Source organism: Burkholderia puraquae (assembly GCF_002099195.1).
GTDB classification, from domain to species: domain Bacteria; phylum Pseudomonadota; class Gammaproteobacteria; order Burkholderiales; family Burkholderiaceae; genus Burkholderia; species Burkholderia puraquae.
On sequence record NZ_NBYX01000002.1, the window covers coordinates 164,727 to 181,507 of the forward strand.

18 protein-coding genes are annotated in these 16,781 nt (G+C 67.1%); 8 read left to right on the top strand and 10 right to left on the bottom strand.

Translation table 11 applies throughout. The features are described from left to right. Nucleotides 1-34: 34 nt before the first annotated feature. The 3 genes from B7G54_RS05150 to B7G54_RS05165 form a co-directional block, all read right to left on the bottom strand. A complete protein-coding gene (locus tag B7G54_RS05150; RefSeq protein WP_085038104.1) occupies nt 35-295 on the bottom strand; it encodes a hypothetical protein in 261 nt (86 codons plus the stop codon). 170 nt (nt 296-465) lie between these two features. Beyond that, nucleotides 466-945 carry a hypothetical protein gene (locus tag B7G54_RS05155; RefSeq protein WP_085038105.1) on the bottom strand — a complete coding sequence of 160 codons (480 nt, stop codon included), beginning with the start codon at nt 943-945 and terminating at the stop codon, nt 466-468. A 223-nt stretch (nt 946-1,168) separates the two neighbouring features. Next, nucleotides 1,169-1,546 carry a hypothetical protein gene (locus B7G54_RS05165; protein ID WP_085038106.1) on the bottom strand — a complete coding sequence of 126 codons (378 nt, stop codon included), beginning with the start codon at nt 1,544-1,546 and terminating at the stop codon, nt 1,169-1,171. Between the two features lie 493 nt (nt 1,547-2,039). Between B7G54_RS05165 and B7G54_RS05170 the strand changes: the two genes are divergently transcribed. The 3 genes from B7G54_RS05170 (at nt 2,040) to B7G54_RS05180 (ending at nt 4,345) form a co-directional block, all read left to right on the top strand. Next, nucleotides 2,040-2,393, top strand: coding sequence for a DOPA 4,5-dioxygenase family protein (locus B7G54_RS05170; RefSeq protein ID WP_085038107.1), 354 nt, complete (start codon nt 2,040-2,042; stop codon nt 2,391-2,393). Between the two features lie 117 nt (nt 2,394-2,510). Further along, complete coding sequence (locus B7G54_RS05175; RefSeq protein ID WP_085038108.1) at nt 2,511-2,942, top strand: nuclear transport factor 2 family protein; 432 nt, start codon at nt 2,511-2,513, stop codon at nt 2,940-2,942. Beyond that, complete coding sequence (locus tag B7G54_RS05180) at nt 2,939-4,345, top strand: MFS transporter (protein ID WP_085038109.1); 1,407 nt, start codon at nt 2,939-2,941, stop codon at nt 4,343-4,345. Before B7G54_RS05175 ends, B7G54_RS05180 begins: the two co-directional genes overlap by 4 nt. Nucleotides 4,346-4,404: 59 nt before the next feature. On the opposite strand, the gene trhA is transcribed toward B7G54_RS05180, so the two are convergent. The 3 genes from trhA to B7G54_RS05195 form a co-directional block, all read right to left on the bottom strand. After that, entirely contained in the window at nt 4,405-5,025 is a 621-nt protein-coding gene (trhA, locus tag B7G54_RS05185; protein ID WP_085038110.1) for a PAQR family membrane homeostasis protein TrhA, read from the bottom strand. 195 nt (nt 5,026-5,220) lie between these two features. Then, the gene (locus tag B7G54_RS05190; protein ID WP_006480280.1) at nt 5,221-5,427 is read right to left on the bottom strand and encodes a YbdD/YjiX family protein; all 207 of its coding nucleotides are present in this window, start codon (nt 5,425-5,427) and stop codon (nt 5,221-5,223) included. Between the two features lie 12 nt (nt 5,428-5,439). Then, nucleotides 5,440-7,518: a carbon starvation CstA family protein gene (locus tag B7G54_RS05195; RefSeq protein WP_085038111.1), complete on the bottom strand. Its 2,079-nt coding sequence runs from the start codon at nt 7,516-7,518 to the stop codon at nt 5,440-5,442. Nucleotides 7,519-7,788: 270 nt separating this feature from the next. Here B7G54_RS05195 and dapF point away from each other — a divergent pair, with 270 nt between their 5' ends. Continuing rightward, nucleotides 7,789-8,619: a diaminopimelate epimerase gene (dapF, locus tag B7G54_RS05200; protein WP_085038112.1), complete on the top strand. Its 831-nt coding sequence runs from the start codon at nt 7,789-7,791 to the stop codon at nt 8,617-8,619. A gap of 92 nt (nt 8,620-8,711) precedes the next feature. Here the strand turns inward: dapF and B7G54_RS05205 are convergent, their stop codons facing one another. From B7G54_RS05205 to B7G54_RS05215, 3 genes are all read right to left on the bottom strand, one after another. Further along, on the bottom strand, nt 8,712-9,140 hold the full coding sequence (locus B7G54_RS05205) for a PRC-barrel domain-containing protein (protein WP_085038113.1): 429 nt from the start codon (nt 9,138-9,140) through the stop codon (nt 8,712-8,714). Between the two features lie 361 nt (nt 9,141-9,501). Next, a complete protein-coding gene (locus B7G54_RS05210) occupies nt 9,502-10,632 on the bottom strand; it encodes a 3-deoxy-7-phosphoheptulonate synthase (RefSeq protein WP_085038114.1) in 1,131 nt (376 codons plus the stop codon). A 194-nt stretch (nt 10,633-10,826) separates the two neighbouring features. Further along, a complete protein-coding gene (locus B7G54_RS05215; protein WP_085038115.1) occupies nt 10,827-12,143 on the bottom strand; it encodes a lipase family protein in 1,317 nt (438 codons plus the stop codon). Nucleotides 12,144-12,546: 403 nt separating this feature from the next. Between B7G54_RS05215 and B7G54_RS05220 the strand changes: the two genes are divergently transcribed. From B7G54_RS05220 to B7G54_RS05230, 3 genes are read left to right on the top strand one after another with little or no spacing between them, the layout of a single operon-like run. Then, complete coding sequence (locus B7G54_RS05220; protein WP_085038397.1) at nt 12,547-13,101, top strand: hypothetical protein; 555 nt, start codon at nt 12,547-12,549, stop codon at nt 13,099-13,101. Next, the gene (locus tag B7G54_RS05225; protein ID WP_244289252.1) at nt 13,101-13,550 is read left to right on the top strand and encodes a hypothetical protein; all 450 of its coding nucleotides are present in this window, start codon (nt 13,101-13,103) and stop codon (nt 13,548-13,550) included. Before B7G54_RS05220 ends, B7G54_RS05225 begins: the two co-directional genes overlap by 1 nt. Next, the gene (locus B7G54_RS05230) at nt 13,550-14,818 is read left to right on the top strand and encodes a hypothetical protein (protein ID WP_085038398.1); all 1,269 of its coding nucleotides are present in this window, start codon (nt 13,550-13,552) and stop codon (nt 14,816-14,818) included. The genes B7G54_RS05225 and B7G54_RS05230 overlap by 1 nt, the downstream gene beginning before the upstream one ends. Nucleotides 14,819-14,908: 90 nt before the next feature. Here B7G54_RS05230 and B7G54_RS05235 read toward each other — a convergent pair whose 3' ends face one another. Continuing rightward, nucleotides 14,909-15,616, bottom strand: a complete 708-nt coding sequence (locus tag B7G54_RS05235) for a YceH family protein (protein ID WP_085038117.1) — start codon at nt 15,614-15,616, stop codon at nt 14,909-14,911. A gap of 387 nt (nt 15,617-16,003) precedes the next feature. On the opposite strand from B7G54_RS05235, the gene B7G54_RS05240 reads away from it, so the two are divergent. Further along, complete coding sequence (locus tag B7G54_RS05240) at nt 16,004-16,768, top strand: SDR family oxidoreductase (RefSeq protein WP_085038118.1); 765 nt, start codon at nt 16,004-16,006, stop codon at nt 16,766-16,768. Nucleotides 16,769-16,781: the final 13 nt, after the last annotated feature.

Sequence of the window (16,781 nt, forward strand, 5' to 3'; positions counted from 1 at the left end):
CCGGCGCACGCAGGCAAGCGTGCATGGCGACTGCCTAGTGCCTGGACTCCGCCGCCGCAATCAACTGCCATGCGGTCGGACCGCGATCGAGCAGCGGATCCGACGGCGGATCGACATCGTGCCGATGCGCTTCCTCCGACGGCAGCGTCTGCCACTTCGCGATGGCGATCTCGTCGCCGCATACGATGCATCGATAGATGCCCGCCACCGTCACCTCACTGCCCGGCGGCAGGTTCTCGCTGAATGCGCAGCCGCTTCCACACGTGAAATAGCCGCCGCTCCTGTATAGCGCCATCGCTCCTCCTGACCGAAACGAATGCGTTCGCGTCGACACGCACGATCGTCGCAAACGCAAGGATGGATCGTCGTCGCCCGGATACTTCCGGGTGCCTGTCATGTCATGAGACGACGAGCATGGGCACGATGAAATGCGACGTGTACGAAACACGCCCCACGGCCGGTCACTCAATGCAGAACAGCCGGCTCCCGCATCTTCGCCGCCGCCTGCGCGACCAGCGCCGGCTGTTCGGCCAACGCGAACGTGCAGACGTGCTCCCATAGCTCGGCGAGCCGATGCCGCGTGAGCATCGCGACGCACGCGTCGTTCGCGGCGAGCACGCGTTCGAGCACCGCGCATTCGTCGTCGGGCAGCGTCCATGCACCGCTTTGCGCGGCTCGCGCCACGCTCGCGTCAAGCACGCGCTCCGCGTCGACGCACAGGTCGATGCTCGCGTCGGGAGACACCGCATCGTCGAGCGCGAGGAAGACCAGATACACGCTCGTGCGCAGCCGCATCAGCAACGTTTCGCTGCCGTGCCCGCCGCGCAGCGCAACGAGCGCCATGTGGCATTTCAGCGAGATGTCGCGTGCATGCGTGGGCGGCAGCGGCAGCAGCCATTCGCGGGTCAACGGCACATGGCGACGGTTCTTCCGGGTGCCCTTCATGATCGGCTCCCGCTTGCGGGCGCATCGCTCGCCGCGACGGCCGGCCATGCGATGCGGCACGCAACGGCGTCACGGCCCGCATGGCGCAGGCGATTCGCACGGCGCCGAGCGCCGCGTCCATCGTCCCGCCGCTGCATCGCTCGCGCGTCCGGCAGCCGGCGCGGCGCCGACGCGCGCACGACGCCGGCAAATCGGATCGGGCAAGGCATGCTCGTCTCCTGCATCAGAACGTGTTCTCGCCCTTCAGGTAGTACGCGGTCTTCACGAAGAACGCCTTGACCGGATGGCCGCCCTGCACGTCGCGCGCGGCGCGCGCTTCCATCTCGGCCCGCTCTTCGTGCGACCGGTCCGGCACCGGATTGCGGACACGTTCGAGCGCTCGCTGCATCGCGAGCGGATAGTTCTGGTTGCCGGCCGACGTCGCGCGATAGCCGGCGCGCGTCATCTGCATCAGTTGTGCGTCGGTTTCGGCGCGCGCCGCAGACCAGCTCGACAGCGAGGCACTCGATGCGCCATCGGGCACGGCAGACTGAGCGAAACTGACGGCGGGCAGCGCCACGAGTGCGCAGGAAAGTACCGCAACGGGAACGAGGGATCGCATAGTGGCCTCCAGGTGGTTGTCCCCGCATCGATCGTGTTCGACGATGCGTTGAAACCATCGTATGACGCACCGCTTTCCGCTTGAATAGCCGATTCCGCAATTGATATTTTCGGCTTCGAAATCCGGCGCGCAAACCGCGTCATGCGCGAATCCCGCCAAACCGGAATTTCTTTATTTCATTCAACGCCCTGATCGCATTTGTTCAGACGATCCGACGCCGCACACGCAGCGCTTTTTCAATTTCCGAAATGACGTGTTGCCGGTGCGATCTCGGCCGGCGTACCTGCCGACAAGGCGTCCGGCGTGATATCGCGCGTGCGGATACCGCAAACCCCTGGCTTGATCGAACCGAACGATTCTTGTGATTCAGGACAAGTCATCGCGTCCGGATTGCCGGATAGCGACACGACATGCACCGCAAGGACGCGCGATAATCATGCATCGGCCGTTTCGCACGGCACCTCATGCATTCCCATTTCTATCGAGTCCTTCCATGGCTGCCCTCGACACCACTGCCATCCACAGTTGGCACGCGCACGTCTATTTCGATGCGGCCAGCCGCGACGCGGCCTGGGCATTTCGCCAGGTCGTCGACGAACGGTTCGGCGCGGTCATCGAACTCGGCCGCTTTCACGAACGCCTCGTCGGCCCGCACCCGGCCTGGTCGTACCAGATCGCGTTCGACGCCGCGCGCTTCGACGAGATCGTGCCGTGGCTCGTGCTGAACCACGGCGCACTCGATATCTTCCTGCATCCGAATACGAACGACGAACTGCGCGACCATCGCGATTGCGCGGTGTGGATCGGGAAGTCGTACGTGCTGAATCTCGACGCGCTGGCCGGATAACGACCGGCACGCGGCCACCTGCGCCGCGGCAACATCCACGTTTCGGGTCGACGTGAAACGTCCGGCGGCGGTGCGCCCCTACAGTGGGTTCCGTTATCGATGCTTCCGGAACCCGCCATGACACACGCCGATACCGATGCCCGGCACATTTACGAAGGCTGGCACGCAGCCGTGGTCGCGCGCGACGTCGATGCGCTGATGGCGCTGTATGCCGACGACGCGGTGCTCGAAACGCCGCTGATCGTCGTCACGCTGCCCGGTCACGGCTCCGGCGTACTGCACGGCAAGGCCGCGATCGGCGCATTCTTCGCGGCCGGCCTGCGCAATCCGGGCAACCGGCTCGGACGCTGGTACCGCACCGGGCTGTTCTTCTCGAACGGCCGCCAGCTCACGTGGGAATATCCGCGCGCCACGCCGGACGGCAACCAGGTCGATCTCGTCGAGGTGATGGATCTGCGCGACGGGCTGGTCGCACATCATCGCGTGTACTGGGGATGGGCCGGCTTTCTTGCGCTGCAAGCCGCCACGCCGGCGCGCGACCGCGCATGACGGCCACCGTGCCGAACCGCGCCGCGGCCCGCCGCGTGCTCGCCGCGACCTGCGTGAGCTACACGCTCGTGCTGCTCGACGCGTCCATCGTCAACGTCGCGCTCACCGACATCGCCCATACGTTCGGCAGCCGCGTAGCCGGCCTGCAGTGGATCGTGAACGCGTACACGCTCGCGTTCGCGAGCCTGCTGATGACGGGCGGCACGCTCGGCGACCGGCTCGGCGATCGCACCGTCTATCTCGCGGGGCTCGCGGTATTCGTCGCCGCGTCGGCGCTGTGCGGCGTCGCGCCGACCCTCCCGGCGCTCGCGATCGCCCGCGCGTTACAAGGCGTCGGCAGCGCGATGCTGGTGCCCTGCTCGCTCGCGCTGCTCAACCGCGCATTCCCCGAACCGGCGGCGCGCACCTCGGCGATCAGCCTGTGGATGGGCTGCGGCGGCATCGCGATGGCGTCGGGCCCGCTGATCGGCGGCCTGCTGATCCACCTGTTCGGGTGGCGCAGCCTCTTCTTCGTGAACCTGCCGCTCGGGCTTGCCGGCATCTGGCTCGGCCGCACGGTCGCGCGCGCCGCCGGCGATGCATCGCGGCATTTCGACTGGGGCGGCCAGGCCGCGGCCATCGTCGCGATTGCAGCGCTGATCGGCACGCTGATCGAAGGCCCGTCGCTCGGCTGGCGCTCGGCGCCGATCGTCGGCGGCGCGGTGACGAGCGTCGTCGCGTGGATTGCGTTCATCGCGATCGAAGCGCGGCGCCGCGAGCCGATGCTGCCGCTCGCGTTCTTCCGCAACCGGTTGTTCGCCGGATCGACGTTCGTGTCGATGGCGTCGGCGTTCGTGTTCTACGGCTTGCTGTTCGTGCTCAGCCTGTTCTATCGGCAGATCCGCGGCGCGAGCCCGCTCGACACGGGGCTTGCGTTCCTGCCGATGACCGCGATGGTTGCGCTCGGCGGACTGTGTTCAGGACGGCTGGTGGCGCACTTCGGCGCGCGCGGCACGATGTGCGCCGCGTTCGCGCTCTATGCGGCCGGCGCGCTCGGCATGACGGGCATCGGCGCGACGACGCCCGCGTGGCTTGCCGTCGCACCGATGCTCGCAATCGGCTTTGCATCGGGATTCATCTCGCCAGCGGCGACGTCACCGGCGCTCGGGACGGTCGACCGGCGCCGTGCCGGCGTGGCGGCGGCCGCGCTGAACGCGGCGCGGCAGAGCGGATCGGCGCTCGGTGTGGCGATCTTCGGTGCGTGCATCGCGACGCTGCAGCCGTTTCCGGCGGCGATGCGGGTGGCGCTCGGCATCGCCGCCGGATTGTCGGCGCTCGCTGCGGCGACATGGTGGATCGCGGCGCGGCCGACACCGGCAACCCGCGAACCGGCCGCGCACCTGCGAACCGCCACGCGCCGGTAACGCCTGCGCCGGCAGACGCGCCCGCGGCGCGCCGTCACCGAATCAACGCCGCCCGCCGCTCACGCCACATACATCGCGACGCTGACGAACTGGCACAGGCTCCCTGCGAGCACGAACAGATGCCAGATGCCGTGCCCGTGACGGATACGCTCGTCGTTGATGAAGAAGTAGATCCCCGCGCTGTAGATCAACCCGCCGGCCACGAGCCACGCGGTTCCGACCGGCGGCAGCGCATGGATCAGCGGACGCACCGCGACGAGCGCGAGCCAGCCCATCGCCACGTACAGGATCATCGACAGCATGCGCGTGCGCCGCCCGAGCGTCAGTTCCTGCACGATGCCGAACACGGCCAGCCCCCAGCTCACGCCGAACAGCGACCAGCCCCACGGGCCGCGCAGCGTGACCAGCGTGAACGGCGTGTAGCTGCCGGCGATCAGCAGGTAGATCGCCGAGTGGTCGCACTTCTGCAGGATCGCTTTCAGGCGCGGGCTGCGCACGCTGTGGTACAGCGTCGAGATCGCGTAGAGCAGGATCAGCATCGCGCCGTACACGCTGAAGCTCACCACCTTGTACGGATCGCCTTCGAGCGCGCCCATCGTCACGAGCGCCACGAGACCGACCACCGACAGCACCGCGCCGACGAGATGGGAAATGCTGTTGAAACGCTCACCGACATGCACGACGTGTTCTCCTGCGGGTCCATCGGGAAAAATGAACCCTTATGATACCGGCCGCCGGCTGTCGCCGTGCTGCGCGCCGGCAAACGGCGCGGCGATTCCCGCTGCCTGCGCGCCGCCGGCCCGCCAAAGAAAAAGCGCCGCGAAATCCTTCGCGGCGCTTTCCTGTCGATCACCGCGCCGTCGTGGCGGTGCGGTTCAACAGCACTTCCCTGCCCCCGACCCGTACCGCGCATTCTGACGCTCGCGGAAGAATTCCTCGTACGTCATCGGCTCGCGGTCCGGATGGGTCTCGCGCATGTGCGCGACGTAGGTGTCGTAGTCGGGCAGGCCGACCATCAGCCGCAACGCCTGCCCGAGGTAACGGCCCGCACTGCGCAGGTCGCTGCCAAGATCGCTGAACATCGCGGCCTCCCCTTAACGTCCGCTGCCGAGCGCCTGCGCGGCCGGCATTGCTTCGTACGGCGTCTCGCGCACGGTCGGCTTCGATTCGCGCCGCGCGCGCAGCACGGCAATCACGCCGTACACCGCGATCGCCACGACGACGAAGATGAACAGGCCGGCCAGCGCCGCATCGATGTAGTCGTTGAAGATGATCCGCTGCATCTGCGCGATCGACTTCGCCGGCGCGAGCACCTTGCCTTCGTCCACCGCGGCCTGCAGCTTCGCGGCGTGCGCGAGGAAGCTGACCTTCGGGTTCGCGTCGAAAATCTTCTGCCAGCCGGCGGTCAGCGTGCAGATCAAGAGCCATGCGGTCGGCACGATCGTCACCCACGCATAGCGCTCGCGCTTCATCTTGAACAGCACGACGGTGCCGAGCACCAGCGCGATCGCGGCGAGCATCTGGTTCGAGATGCCGAACAGCGGCCACAGCGTGTTGATGCCGCCGAGCGGATCGACCACGCCCTGGTACAGGAAGTAGCCCCACGCGGCCACGCACAGCGCGGTGGCGACCAGGTTCGCGGGCAGCGACTCGGTGCGCTTGAGCGCCGGGTGGAACGTGCCGAGCAGGTCTTGCAGCATGAAGCGGCCCGCGCGCGTGCCGGCGTCGACGGCCGTCAGGATGAACAGCGCCTCGAACAGGATCGCGAAGTGATACCAGAACGCCATCATCGCTTCGCCGCCGATCACCTGGTGCAGGATGTGCGCCATGCCGACGGCCAGCGTCGGTGCGCCGCCCGCGCGCGCGATGATCGTCGTCTCGCCGACGGCCTTGGCGGTCTGCGTCAGCATGTCGGGCGTCAGCACGAAGCCCCATTGCGTAACCGTGTTGGCCACCGCTTCCGGCGTCGAGCCGAGCACGGCGGCCGGTGCGTTCATCGCGAAGTAGATGCCCGGCTCGATCACGCATGCGGCGACGAGCGCCATGATCGCGACGAACGATTCCATCAGCATCGCGCCATAACCGATGAAGCGCGCGTTGGTTTCGTTGTCGATCAGCTTCGGCGTCGTGCCCGACGAGATCAGCGCGTGGAAGCCCGATACGGCGCCGCATGCGATCGTGATGAACAGGAACGGGAACAGGTTGCCCGACCACACCGGGCCCGTGCCGTCGACGAACTTCGTCAGCGCGGGCATCTTCAGTTCCGGTGCGACGACCAGGATGCCGATCGCGAGGCCGAGGATCGTGCCGATCTTCAGGAACGTCGACAGGTAGTCGCGCGGCGCGAGCAGCAGCCACACCGGCAGCACCGATGCGACGAAGCCGTAGCCGATCAGGATCCACGTGAGCTGCGTGCCCGTGAACGTGAACCACGCGGCGAGCGTCGGCGAATCGTGCACGTGCTGGCCGAACGCGATCGATGCCATCAGCAGCACGAAGCCGATGACCGACACTTCGCCGATGCGGCCCGGACGGATGTAGCGCGTGTAGACGCCCATGAACAGCGCGATCGGGATCGTCGCGGCGACGGTGAACGTGCCCCACGGCGAATTGGTCAGCGCCTTCACGACGATCAGCGCGAGCACCGCGAGGATGATCACCATGATCAGGAACGCGCCGAACAGCGCGATCACGCCGGGCACCGTGCCGAGCTCCATCTTGACGAGATCGCCGAGCGAGCGGCCGTCGCGGCGCGTCGAGATGAACAGCACGATGAAGTCCTGCACCGCGCCGGCGAACACGACGCCGGCCAGGATCCACAGCATGCCGGGCGTATAGCCCATCTGCGCGGCGAGCACGGGCCCGACGAGCGGGCCGGCACCGGCGATCGCGGCGAAGTGATGGCCGAACAGCACGTACTTGTTGGTCGGCACGTAGTCGAGGCCGTCGTTGTATTTGACGGCCGGCGTCATCCGCAGCCCGTCGAGCTGCATGACCTTGCTGGCGATGAAACGGCTGTAGAAGCGATATGCGATCAGATATACGCAGACTGCGGCGATCACGATCCAGAGGGCACTGACACGCTCGCCGTGCGCGAGTGCGATCGTTCCGAACGAGAACGCGCCGAGCAGCGCGACCGCAATCCAGAGCAGGGTACTGGAAGCCCGATTCATGGCGTCTCCTGGTCTCCAATGTGTTTTTGAGTGGATGCAGCGCGACGGCTGCACCCGCGTGACGTCGATGCGTCGTGCCGCGACCTCGCAGAGGCCGCGGCGATGGGCCGTAGTATTCCGTGCGACGGGGGTGGCTTACAAGCGGATAATTACGTACGCGGATCTACGTAAAATTACGTAGATGCCCGGCGCGTGGGCAGCGTCGGGCCGCGATTGATCGCGACCGGCGAGCCACGTACAGTGTTCGCCTGCCTCCATTCCGGAACCGCCATGCCGATCGGATTTCAGAAGATGAACGCGAACGGCGATGACTTCGTCATCGTCGACCTGCGCGGCCAGAATCAGGACCAGGCGCACCGCATCGACCGTGACCTGGTGCGGCGCATGGGCCACCGGCGTTGCGGCATCGGCTTCAACCAGCTCGCGGTCGTGTCGGACTGCGACGATGCGGCGGCCCGCGTCGCGTTCTGGAACGCCGACGGCTCACCGCTCGACACCTGCGGCAGCGCGACACGCGGCGTCGCGTGGCAACTGATGCGGGAAACCGGCATGGCGTCGCTCATGCTACGAACCCGCCGCGGGTATCTCGTGTGCTCGAGGGAGGCGAACGGCCTGATCACCGTCGAGATGGGCAGGCCGCTCACCGGCTGGCGGGACGTGCCGGCCGCCGAGGCACTCGATACCCTCGCGCTGCCGCTGCCCGGTGCGCCGGCCGCCTGCAACATGGGCAATCCGCATTGCACGTTCTTCGTCGACGATCTCGGCGCGATCGATGTCGCGGCGCTCGGCCCGGCCATCGAAACGCATCCGCTGTTTCCGCAGAAAACCAACGTGCATTTCGTTCAGGTCATCGATCGCACGCACATTCGCCTGCGCATCTGGGAGCGCGGCGGCGGCGTGCCGCTCGGTTCGGGATCGTGTTCGTGCGGCGCGGTCGTCAACGGTATCCGGCGCGGGCTGCTGGATGCGTCGGTACGCGTCGCATGCGACGGCGGCGACGTGACGGTGCATTGGGATGGCACCGGCAGTGTGTTCCTGAGCGGGCCCGTGACGTTCGGGTTCAGCGGGGTGTGGTTGGGCGAGCAGATGCTCGATACCTGACGGCCCGGCCCAACGCGCGCGCCTCGCAGGCGCGCGGTCGGCCTCACCAGCCCGTGCGCATTGGGCGCCGGCCCGGGTAGAACAATGCTCGCTCAGTGCTTGTCGTCGACCTTCTTCGGCTTCGGCGGCGACGGTACCTTCGCGTACTGGAACGCAGGCGTCGCCTTCAGCGCGTCCTTCGTCGCGCCCGGCAGGTAGATGTTGCCGTTGCGTACGTCGAGCGACGCGATCGGCACCGCGACGTCATGCGCAGCCACGCCGAGGAAGCCGCCGGCCGACACGATCGCCGCCGACACCGAGCCGTCCGGCGCGACGATCAGGTCGCGCACGGTGCCGACTTTCTGGTTCGCGTCGTTGTACACGGTCTTGCCGAGCACACTCTTCTTCACGCTCCAGCCTTCGAGGAGTGCCTGCGATTGCTCGACGGTCACGCTCAGCGGCTGCGCGCCGGCAATCTGTGCATGCGCGCTGACGCTTGATGCGAGAACGGTTGCTGCGATGAGGGTTTTGTAGAACTTCATGTGCGTTGCACTCCGGTTCGGTTGTTGTTGATTCCGGGAGCGAAGCGACGCGGGTGCAACGGCTCACCGGTGAGCATCCGGCGCTTCGGCGGTCGCGTGGCGGCCGGCCGCGCCGCCACTGCGTGTGTGCGTGGCGGACTGGCATGGCCGGCCGCAGCGTGCAACACGGCTTCATGGTAGCGGCATTCGCCCGATCGTGCGTTCAGCGTGCAACGTGGCAGGCGGGGTGAGCCGGATCACGATCAATGATCGTGCAGATAGATGGGGGTGCGCGGCGCGGAAAAATGGCGCCGCGGCCCGTTGGTCAGGACAACCTCACGGACGCGCCCCCGATCTTCGCGGCGCATCGAACAACGCGGCGTCACGCATTCCGCGAGTACGTTCGCCGGTGCCGCACCGCGTCGGCCAGCACGTCGAGCACGGGCTCGGTTTGCGTCCAGCTCAGGCACGCATCGGTGATCGACACGCCGTACTTCAGCGGCACACCCGGCTTCAGGTCCTGGCGCCCGGCCTCGAGATGGCTCTCGACCATCACGCCGACGATCCGGTGCTCGCCCTGCGACAGTTGCCGCGCGAGATCCTGCGCGACGTCGATCTGCCGGTCGTGCGACTTGTTCGAGTTCGCGTGCGAGCAATCGACCATCACCTGCTCGCGCAAGCCGGCCTTGCGCAGCACCGCGCAGCACGCTTCCACGTGCTCGGCGTCGTAGTTCGGCCCGGTCTTGCCGCCGCGCAGGATCACGTGCGCGTCGTCGTTGCCGCGCGTCTCGAAGATCGCGGCCATCCCCATTTTCGTCATCCCCATGAACGCGTGGCTCGCGGCCGCGGCGACGATCGCGTCGGACGCGACCTGCACGCCGCCGTCGGTGCCGTTCTTGAAGCCGATCGGGCAGCTCAGGCCCGACGCGAGCTGGCGATGGCTCTGGCTCTCGGTCGTGCGCGCGCCGATCGCGCCCCACGCGATCAGGTCGGCGATGTACTGCGGGCTCAGCAGATCGAGGAATTCGGTCGACGCCGGCAGGCCCAGCGCGTTGATGTCAAGCAGCAGTTGCCGCGCGGCGCGCAGCCCTTCGTTGATGCGGAAGCTGCCGTCGAGGCGCGGATCGTTGATGTAGCCCTTCCAGCCGACCGTCGTGCGCGGCTTCTCGAAATAGACGCGCATCGTGATCAGCAGGTCGTCCTTCAGCGCATCGGCGGCAATCTTCAGACGGCGCGCGTAATCGAGCGCCTGGTCGTGATCGTGGATCGAGCACGGGCCGACGACGAGCAGCAGCCGGTCGTCGCGGCCGTGCAGGATGTCGCCGATCGCACGGCGCGTATCCTCGACGAGCGTCTGCGTGGCGGCCGGCACCGGCAGTTCGTCCAGCAGCAGCGCCGGCGAAATCAGCGGGCGCACGGCGCCGATGCGGACGTCGTCGATGCGCGTGGTGTCCTGCGTCGCGTCGGCGCTGCCTACCTCGCGATCGTGGGAAGGATTGTCGAGGTTCTGCATGGTGATTCTCCGGGGGACGTCTGGAATGTTGGGCAGGCTCGATTATGGCACCCGGGCGGGACGGCGGCGGGTTGCGGCAGGGGGACGGGCACGGCTGCATAGCCGCAGCGCGACGGCGATCAAAAGGCGAAAAGAAAAAAGGCGACCCGCGAAGGGTCGCCCTGCCACGTGCTCCATCACACGCGGCGTTGCGGCTAGTGCAGCGTCTCGGGCGCCAGCGAATTGCTCGGCAGCAGCGACGTCAGCCAGCAATTGCTCGGCGCGGCTTTCCCGTTGAAGCGGTCGTAGAGCCACGGCAGCATGCCGGCCACCCACGGCACGATCGCGCCCGCATGTTCGAGCGGATATTCGTTGTACGTCACCGGCGTGCCGCTGGCGCAGAACTTCTGCGCCAGCGCGCGCACGTCGTACGCGAGCATCACGCCGTCCCCCACCTGGGTGCTGAACGTGCCATCGAGCGCGCCCGCCGTGCCCTGGCCGATGAACATGGGGATCGTCGGCGATGCGGCCAGCCCGGCATTCACCTTGTTCGCATAGGTCACGTACGCGGGAATGCTGTTGATGTCGCTCGCGTATTGCGGCTTGAACAGCGTGCCCCAGTGCAGCCCCGTGTACCTCGGCAGGATGTACGCGAGCGACTGGCTCTGGATGTCCTTGAATACGGCGACGCCGGTATCGCTGAGATACGGCGTCAGGTCGAAGCCGTAGCCGCGCGACAGCCCGGCCAGCGCGGCCGCGGCCACGCCGCCCCAGACGATGCTGCCGTCGACGTAACGCAGGTTGTGCGCGGGATCGACCAGCACGCCGCCCTCCGCCGCGCCGACGAGCTGCTTGTTGATCTCGGGCGCATAGCTCGGTGCGAGTTGCGCGGCCCAATTCGTTGCGATCGCGCCGCCGGAATAGCCGATCATCGCCACCTTGCTCGACGGATTCAGGCCGGTCGACGGCGTATTGAGCGCCGCGCGGATCGAATCGAGCGTCGTCATCCCGTATTCGGGGCCGGCAGCGAAGTCGGCCGTCTGGCCTTCCGTATCGGGCACGATGACGTTGTAGCCCAGCAGCAGCAGCGTCGACAGCGGAATCGATTCCGCGCTGTACAGCAACGTGCCGACGTTGATGACCTTCGTGACATCGCGATCGCCGGCGATCACCTGCGACGGCTCGTCGTACGAGTTCAGCGAATCATAGGCCGACTGGTACGAGATGGCCTGGCCGTTGCCGACCTGGCTCCGGATCACGGACGTCACGTTGACGACCGGCTGGTTCAGCGCGTTATTGGTGCGATACAGCAACTGCTGCGCGGTCAGTGCTGTGGGGATGCCGGCCACGTGATAGGTGACGTTGCGCATCTTGAGCACCGTGCCTGGCGGAATCGACGCCAGCGGCGTGGCGCCGGTGTACGTGTAGAACGGGTCGGACACGGTCGGCGCGGCGGCGCTGGCCGGCGGTGCGGCGATGGCCAGCGCGGCAGACACGGCGGCCGCGGCCATCATGAAACGTCTGGAGGACATGGTTGGGGCCCCTGGGATAACCTGCTTTCATCGAAGGAAGTTCGGCGGCGTTGCAGACCATCGTGCGTGCCGCTTCAAAACCGTTTCCGAGCCATCGACTGTCTCCTGAGAATGAGTAATCAGGGCTGTTCCGAATCTTCAGTTTTAGTAGGAGTACAAACCGGATGAATTGAAGCACAACGCGCACGCACTCGATGGGCGTTTTCCATTGTTTGAAGGTAAACGTCTAAAACCGGCGCGGCGAGATGCGGGGCGCTCCGGCCATTCGGCCGACTGTCCGTGTTTTGCCGAAGTGCCGTACGATCACGGCTGTCCGGTACCGAAGGCCGCGTCGTGCGATGCCGGCCGCACCGCGCACCGCCTGCCTTTGACCGATCGTTCCCTGCCCAACCGACACGCCACGATGACCGTCTCCGAACTGCTCCGCGCCATCCGCCAACCGTATGCCGACCTGCTCGCGAAAGCAGCTGCGCAACCGGCCGTGATCGTCGAACCGGCCTACCGGCGCGCCGACGGTACGCTCGCCACCGAAGGGCCGCTCGCGTTGCCGTGCCGGGCCGACATCATCGCGACCGAAGGCGAATCGGGCGGCCAGCCGACGATGGTCGACTCCGCCACGCAACTGGAGTTCGAGCCGTTGGCATTCGACCTCGAAACGGCGGCCGTGTCGATTCGCCCGTTCGTGTGGGACTGGGCCGCGATCGAGGCCGACGGTCTCGACGAAGCCGCGGCGGCCGATGCGTTCAAGGCGTGGTTCTTCGCGTGGTTCGATGCTGACGACGAGAACACGCCGGCCGAGGACGGCCTGCATGGGATCGTTCACTACCTGTCGGAACCGGTTCGCACGGAACAGGGATGGCGCGTCAATGCGGATCTCGGTTCCGCACCCGAGACGGCCGTCGAGGATCTGCTGTTCAAGTTAGTCGATGCGGGCGCTACGCGGATCAGCATCGGTTGATGACGCTTCCTTTCTCACACGCGACCATGAAAAAAGTCTTCGCCACTGTGCTGCTCTGCCTGTCGCTACCGGCACTCGCCAAAGTGTCCACCGACGTGTACTGCTTCAAATCGGCTGGCGACAAACCCGTGCGCTTCGAAATGCGCACCTACTACGACGACGCCGTCGATTGGTCGGGTGGCATGGTCCGCTATGCGAAAGCGAAAGCGGCCCTGCCGCTGGCGGTCGAACACGTCGATGAGGAAGTGCTCGTCGAGGGCCGCCCGCACCAGTTCACGACGACCTGGGTCGAAATGGTCGACGGCAGGATCAATGGACGGTACGAGATGATGTCGCAAGGCGCGATGATCTATTCGATGACCTATACCAGCGCACGCACCGGCAAGAAGACCGCGTTCAGCAGAGCACTGGACATAGACGCCTCCGAACAAACCGGGTGCCGCTGGTGATGCGCCCGCTGCTCCGGATCACGTGGGTGCTGGCCGCGCTGCATGCGGGCTTCGCGAATGCCGCGCCACGCACGGTCTACGAAGGCACGCTGCAAGGCGCCGGCGCCGTCGTGATGGAACTCGACGATCGCCCGGCCGCGGACGGTTCGATCTCCGGCCGCTACTTCTATGCGCAGCACGGCATTGATATTCCGCTGCACGGCACGCCCGCGGAACTGGTCGAACCGCTCGTGCGAACGCAGTTGCCGGACGATGCGCACAATGCATCGGGGTTCCGCGAGCACGCCGATTTCGATCATGCTGCGGCCACCTGGCAGGGTACGCGGGACAAGGCCGGCTATCGCGGCCGCTGGACCGATGCGCGCTCCGGCAAGACGCGCGATTTCGCGTTGCGGCGCGTCGCCGAATACGATCCCGACGCGGTCGCGCCCGGCGCCGTCGAAGCGATCACCACCGTGTCCGGGGGGGGCGTCGGCAGCGGCATCGCGCGCAGCGCGGACATCGACATGCAGCACGCGCCTTATGCCACGCTGAAACTTGCCGGGCACGAACGGCCAGTGGGCCCCGAGATCGGCGATGGTACGGTCGCGTACCGGATGTGGAGCGACCCGCGCACTGTGCTCGCTTATCCGCGACTGAGTCGCCATCCCGATCCGGCCGTGATGACACGGGTCAACCATCTGCTGGAACAACGGCACTGGCAGATGAGTCTTGCGGCGCTCGAATGCGCATCGACGCGCTATACCGACGACGGGCCGGCAGCCGGGACGCTCGGCAGCTACGACGACGACGAGCACGTGACGGTCACGTGGCTGTCGCACGCGGCGTTGGGTATCGTGGAATCAGGCAGCCTCTTCTGCGGCGGCGCGTACCCGGACAATCACTACGATCCGGTCACGTTCGACCTGCTGCGAGGCGCGTACCTCGACTGGAATCGCGTGATCGACGCCACTACGACAGGAACGGACGGCGACCCGGCAACGAGCCCCGCGCTGGTGGGCTTCATTACGCGGTTGCGCGCTGCGGCCACACAGGGCACACGAGTGACGGATGGCGAAGGCAATTCGCTGTCGTGCGCCGACGTGCTCCCCGAGTATCTGGCGTTCGAACTCGATGCACCCGGCAAGCTGTCGTTCGCCGTCTCCGGCATCGGGCACGCGATGGGCGCTTGTCTCGGGCCGCAACTCGATGCGCCATTTTCGGCACTCGCACCGATCCTGAAACCGGGCGGTTCGCGCTATCTCGTACCAGGCGTCAAGCTGAAATAACGCGGCGGTGCGGGCGGTATCCGCATCGTGCCCCGGCCCGGCCGCATAGCGACGGAGCCGGGCGATGCGCACGCACCGCGGGCGCTTGTGTCAGGACGCGTCGCCTTGCGCATCGACATCGATGCCCAGTTCGCTGGCCATCCGCTGAACCAGCGCATTCAGCCGCGCCACTTCATCCGCGAGGCGCTTCTGTTCAGCCTTCAGCGCTTCGAATTCGGAAGGCGGCACGGAATCGGCGCCGCCGGCATCCGCGCTCGCGAAGTCAGCCAGGTTCACTTCACCGCACATCAGGTGCATCCAGCGGTTCTCGCGCGCGCCGGGCGCACGCGGCAGCCGGACGACGAGCGCCTGCGCGCGCGCCGCGAGTTCGTCGAGGAACGCCTCGACCGACGAGATATCCGCGAAGCCGTGCAGGCGTGCGCTGTTCAGGCGCAGTTCGGCGGCCGTCTGCGGGCCGCGCAGCAGCAGGATCGTCAACAATGCGATCGCCTGGCTCGGAATGCCGAGCACGCGGTTCACGTTGTGTTCGAAACGCGGCACGCGGCTGCTGCTGCCTTCCATCACGAGGCTGAGGTGCTTCAGCCCGTCGAGTGCGGCCGTGACCTCGTCCTCGCTGACATTCATCACCGGCGAGCGCGCGGTTTTCTGGTTGCAGCCTGCGGTCAGCGCATTCAGCGACAGCGGATAGGTGTCCGGCACCGTGTGCTGTTTCTCGACGAGCACACCGAGAATGCGGGCCTCGAGAGGCGTGAGTTCGCGAAGGGCGCGTGGCGTGGGCGTATCCGGCGTGGTGTTCATGAGTGGCGTCGCAGCGTGCAGCAGTGAAGGGAAACAGTCGCGGCCCGTCCGGCATCGCGCACGGGCGAGCCATATGATAGCTCGCGCCGCGCGGCCCGCCGCCGCGCGCCCTTGCCGCAGCCGGCTTTCGTCCAACGTATCGGCGAGCCGGTGCTGCGCGGCAAAGGCGGTCGCGCCGCGCCGCCGATTCCGCCCCCTTGCACGTGACGGCGTTTGCGCGACGCGCATGCGGGCGCTACGATATGCGTCACCCTGACGTCCGCGGCGCCGCGCGACAGCCTTCGCACGCCACATCACGCATCGCCCGTCCCGCACGCCATGCCGCCATGCATGCGCACCGCTCGTCGACGCCGCTCATCCGTTCACCCCTTCGAACCGTTCACCGCCATGACCGCATCCTCCTCCGCACCGCACGTGCGCGCCATCGTCACCGGACACACGCGCGGCCTCGGCGCGTCGCTCGCCGAACAACTGCTGCTCGAAGGCATCGCCGTGCTCGGCGTGTCGCGCAGCCGTCATCCGTCGCTTGCGTCGCAAGCCGGCGACCGTTTCGCCGAAATCGAACTCGACCTGTCGGATACGTCGGCCGTCGCGGCCTGGCTGGCCGGCGATACGCTGCGCCGCTTCGTCGACGGCGCGTCGATCGTGCTGCTGTTCAACAACGCGGGCATCGTCGATCCGATCGGCCCGTTCGCCGCGCAGGATCCGGCGATCGTCGCGCGCGCGGTCGGCGTGAACGTCGCGGCGCCGCTGATGCTGTCGGCCGCGCTCGCGCAGGCGGCATCGGCCACGACCGAATGCCGGATCCTGCACGTGTCGAGCGGCGCGGCACGCAACGCGTACGCGGGCTGGAGCGTCTACTGCGCGACCAAGGCCGCACTCGATCACCATGCGCGCGCGGTCGCGCTCGACGCGAACCGCGCGCTGCGCATCTGCAGCGTCGCGCCGGGCGTCGTCGATACGGGCATGCAGGCGACCATCCGCTCGACCCGCGAAGACAACTTCCCGATGCGCGAGAAATTCGACCAGTTGAAGTCGAGCGGCGCGCTCGCGACGCCCGAGGCGGCCGCGCGACAGCTGATCGGCTATGCGCTGAGCGATGCGTTCGCCGCCGAGCCGACGGCCGACGTGCGGGAACTGCCGAGCCGCTAAGCCGCGCGGCCCG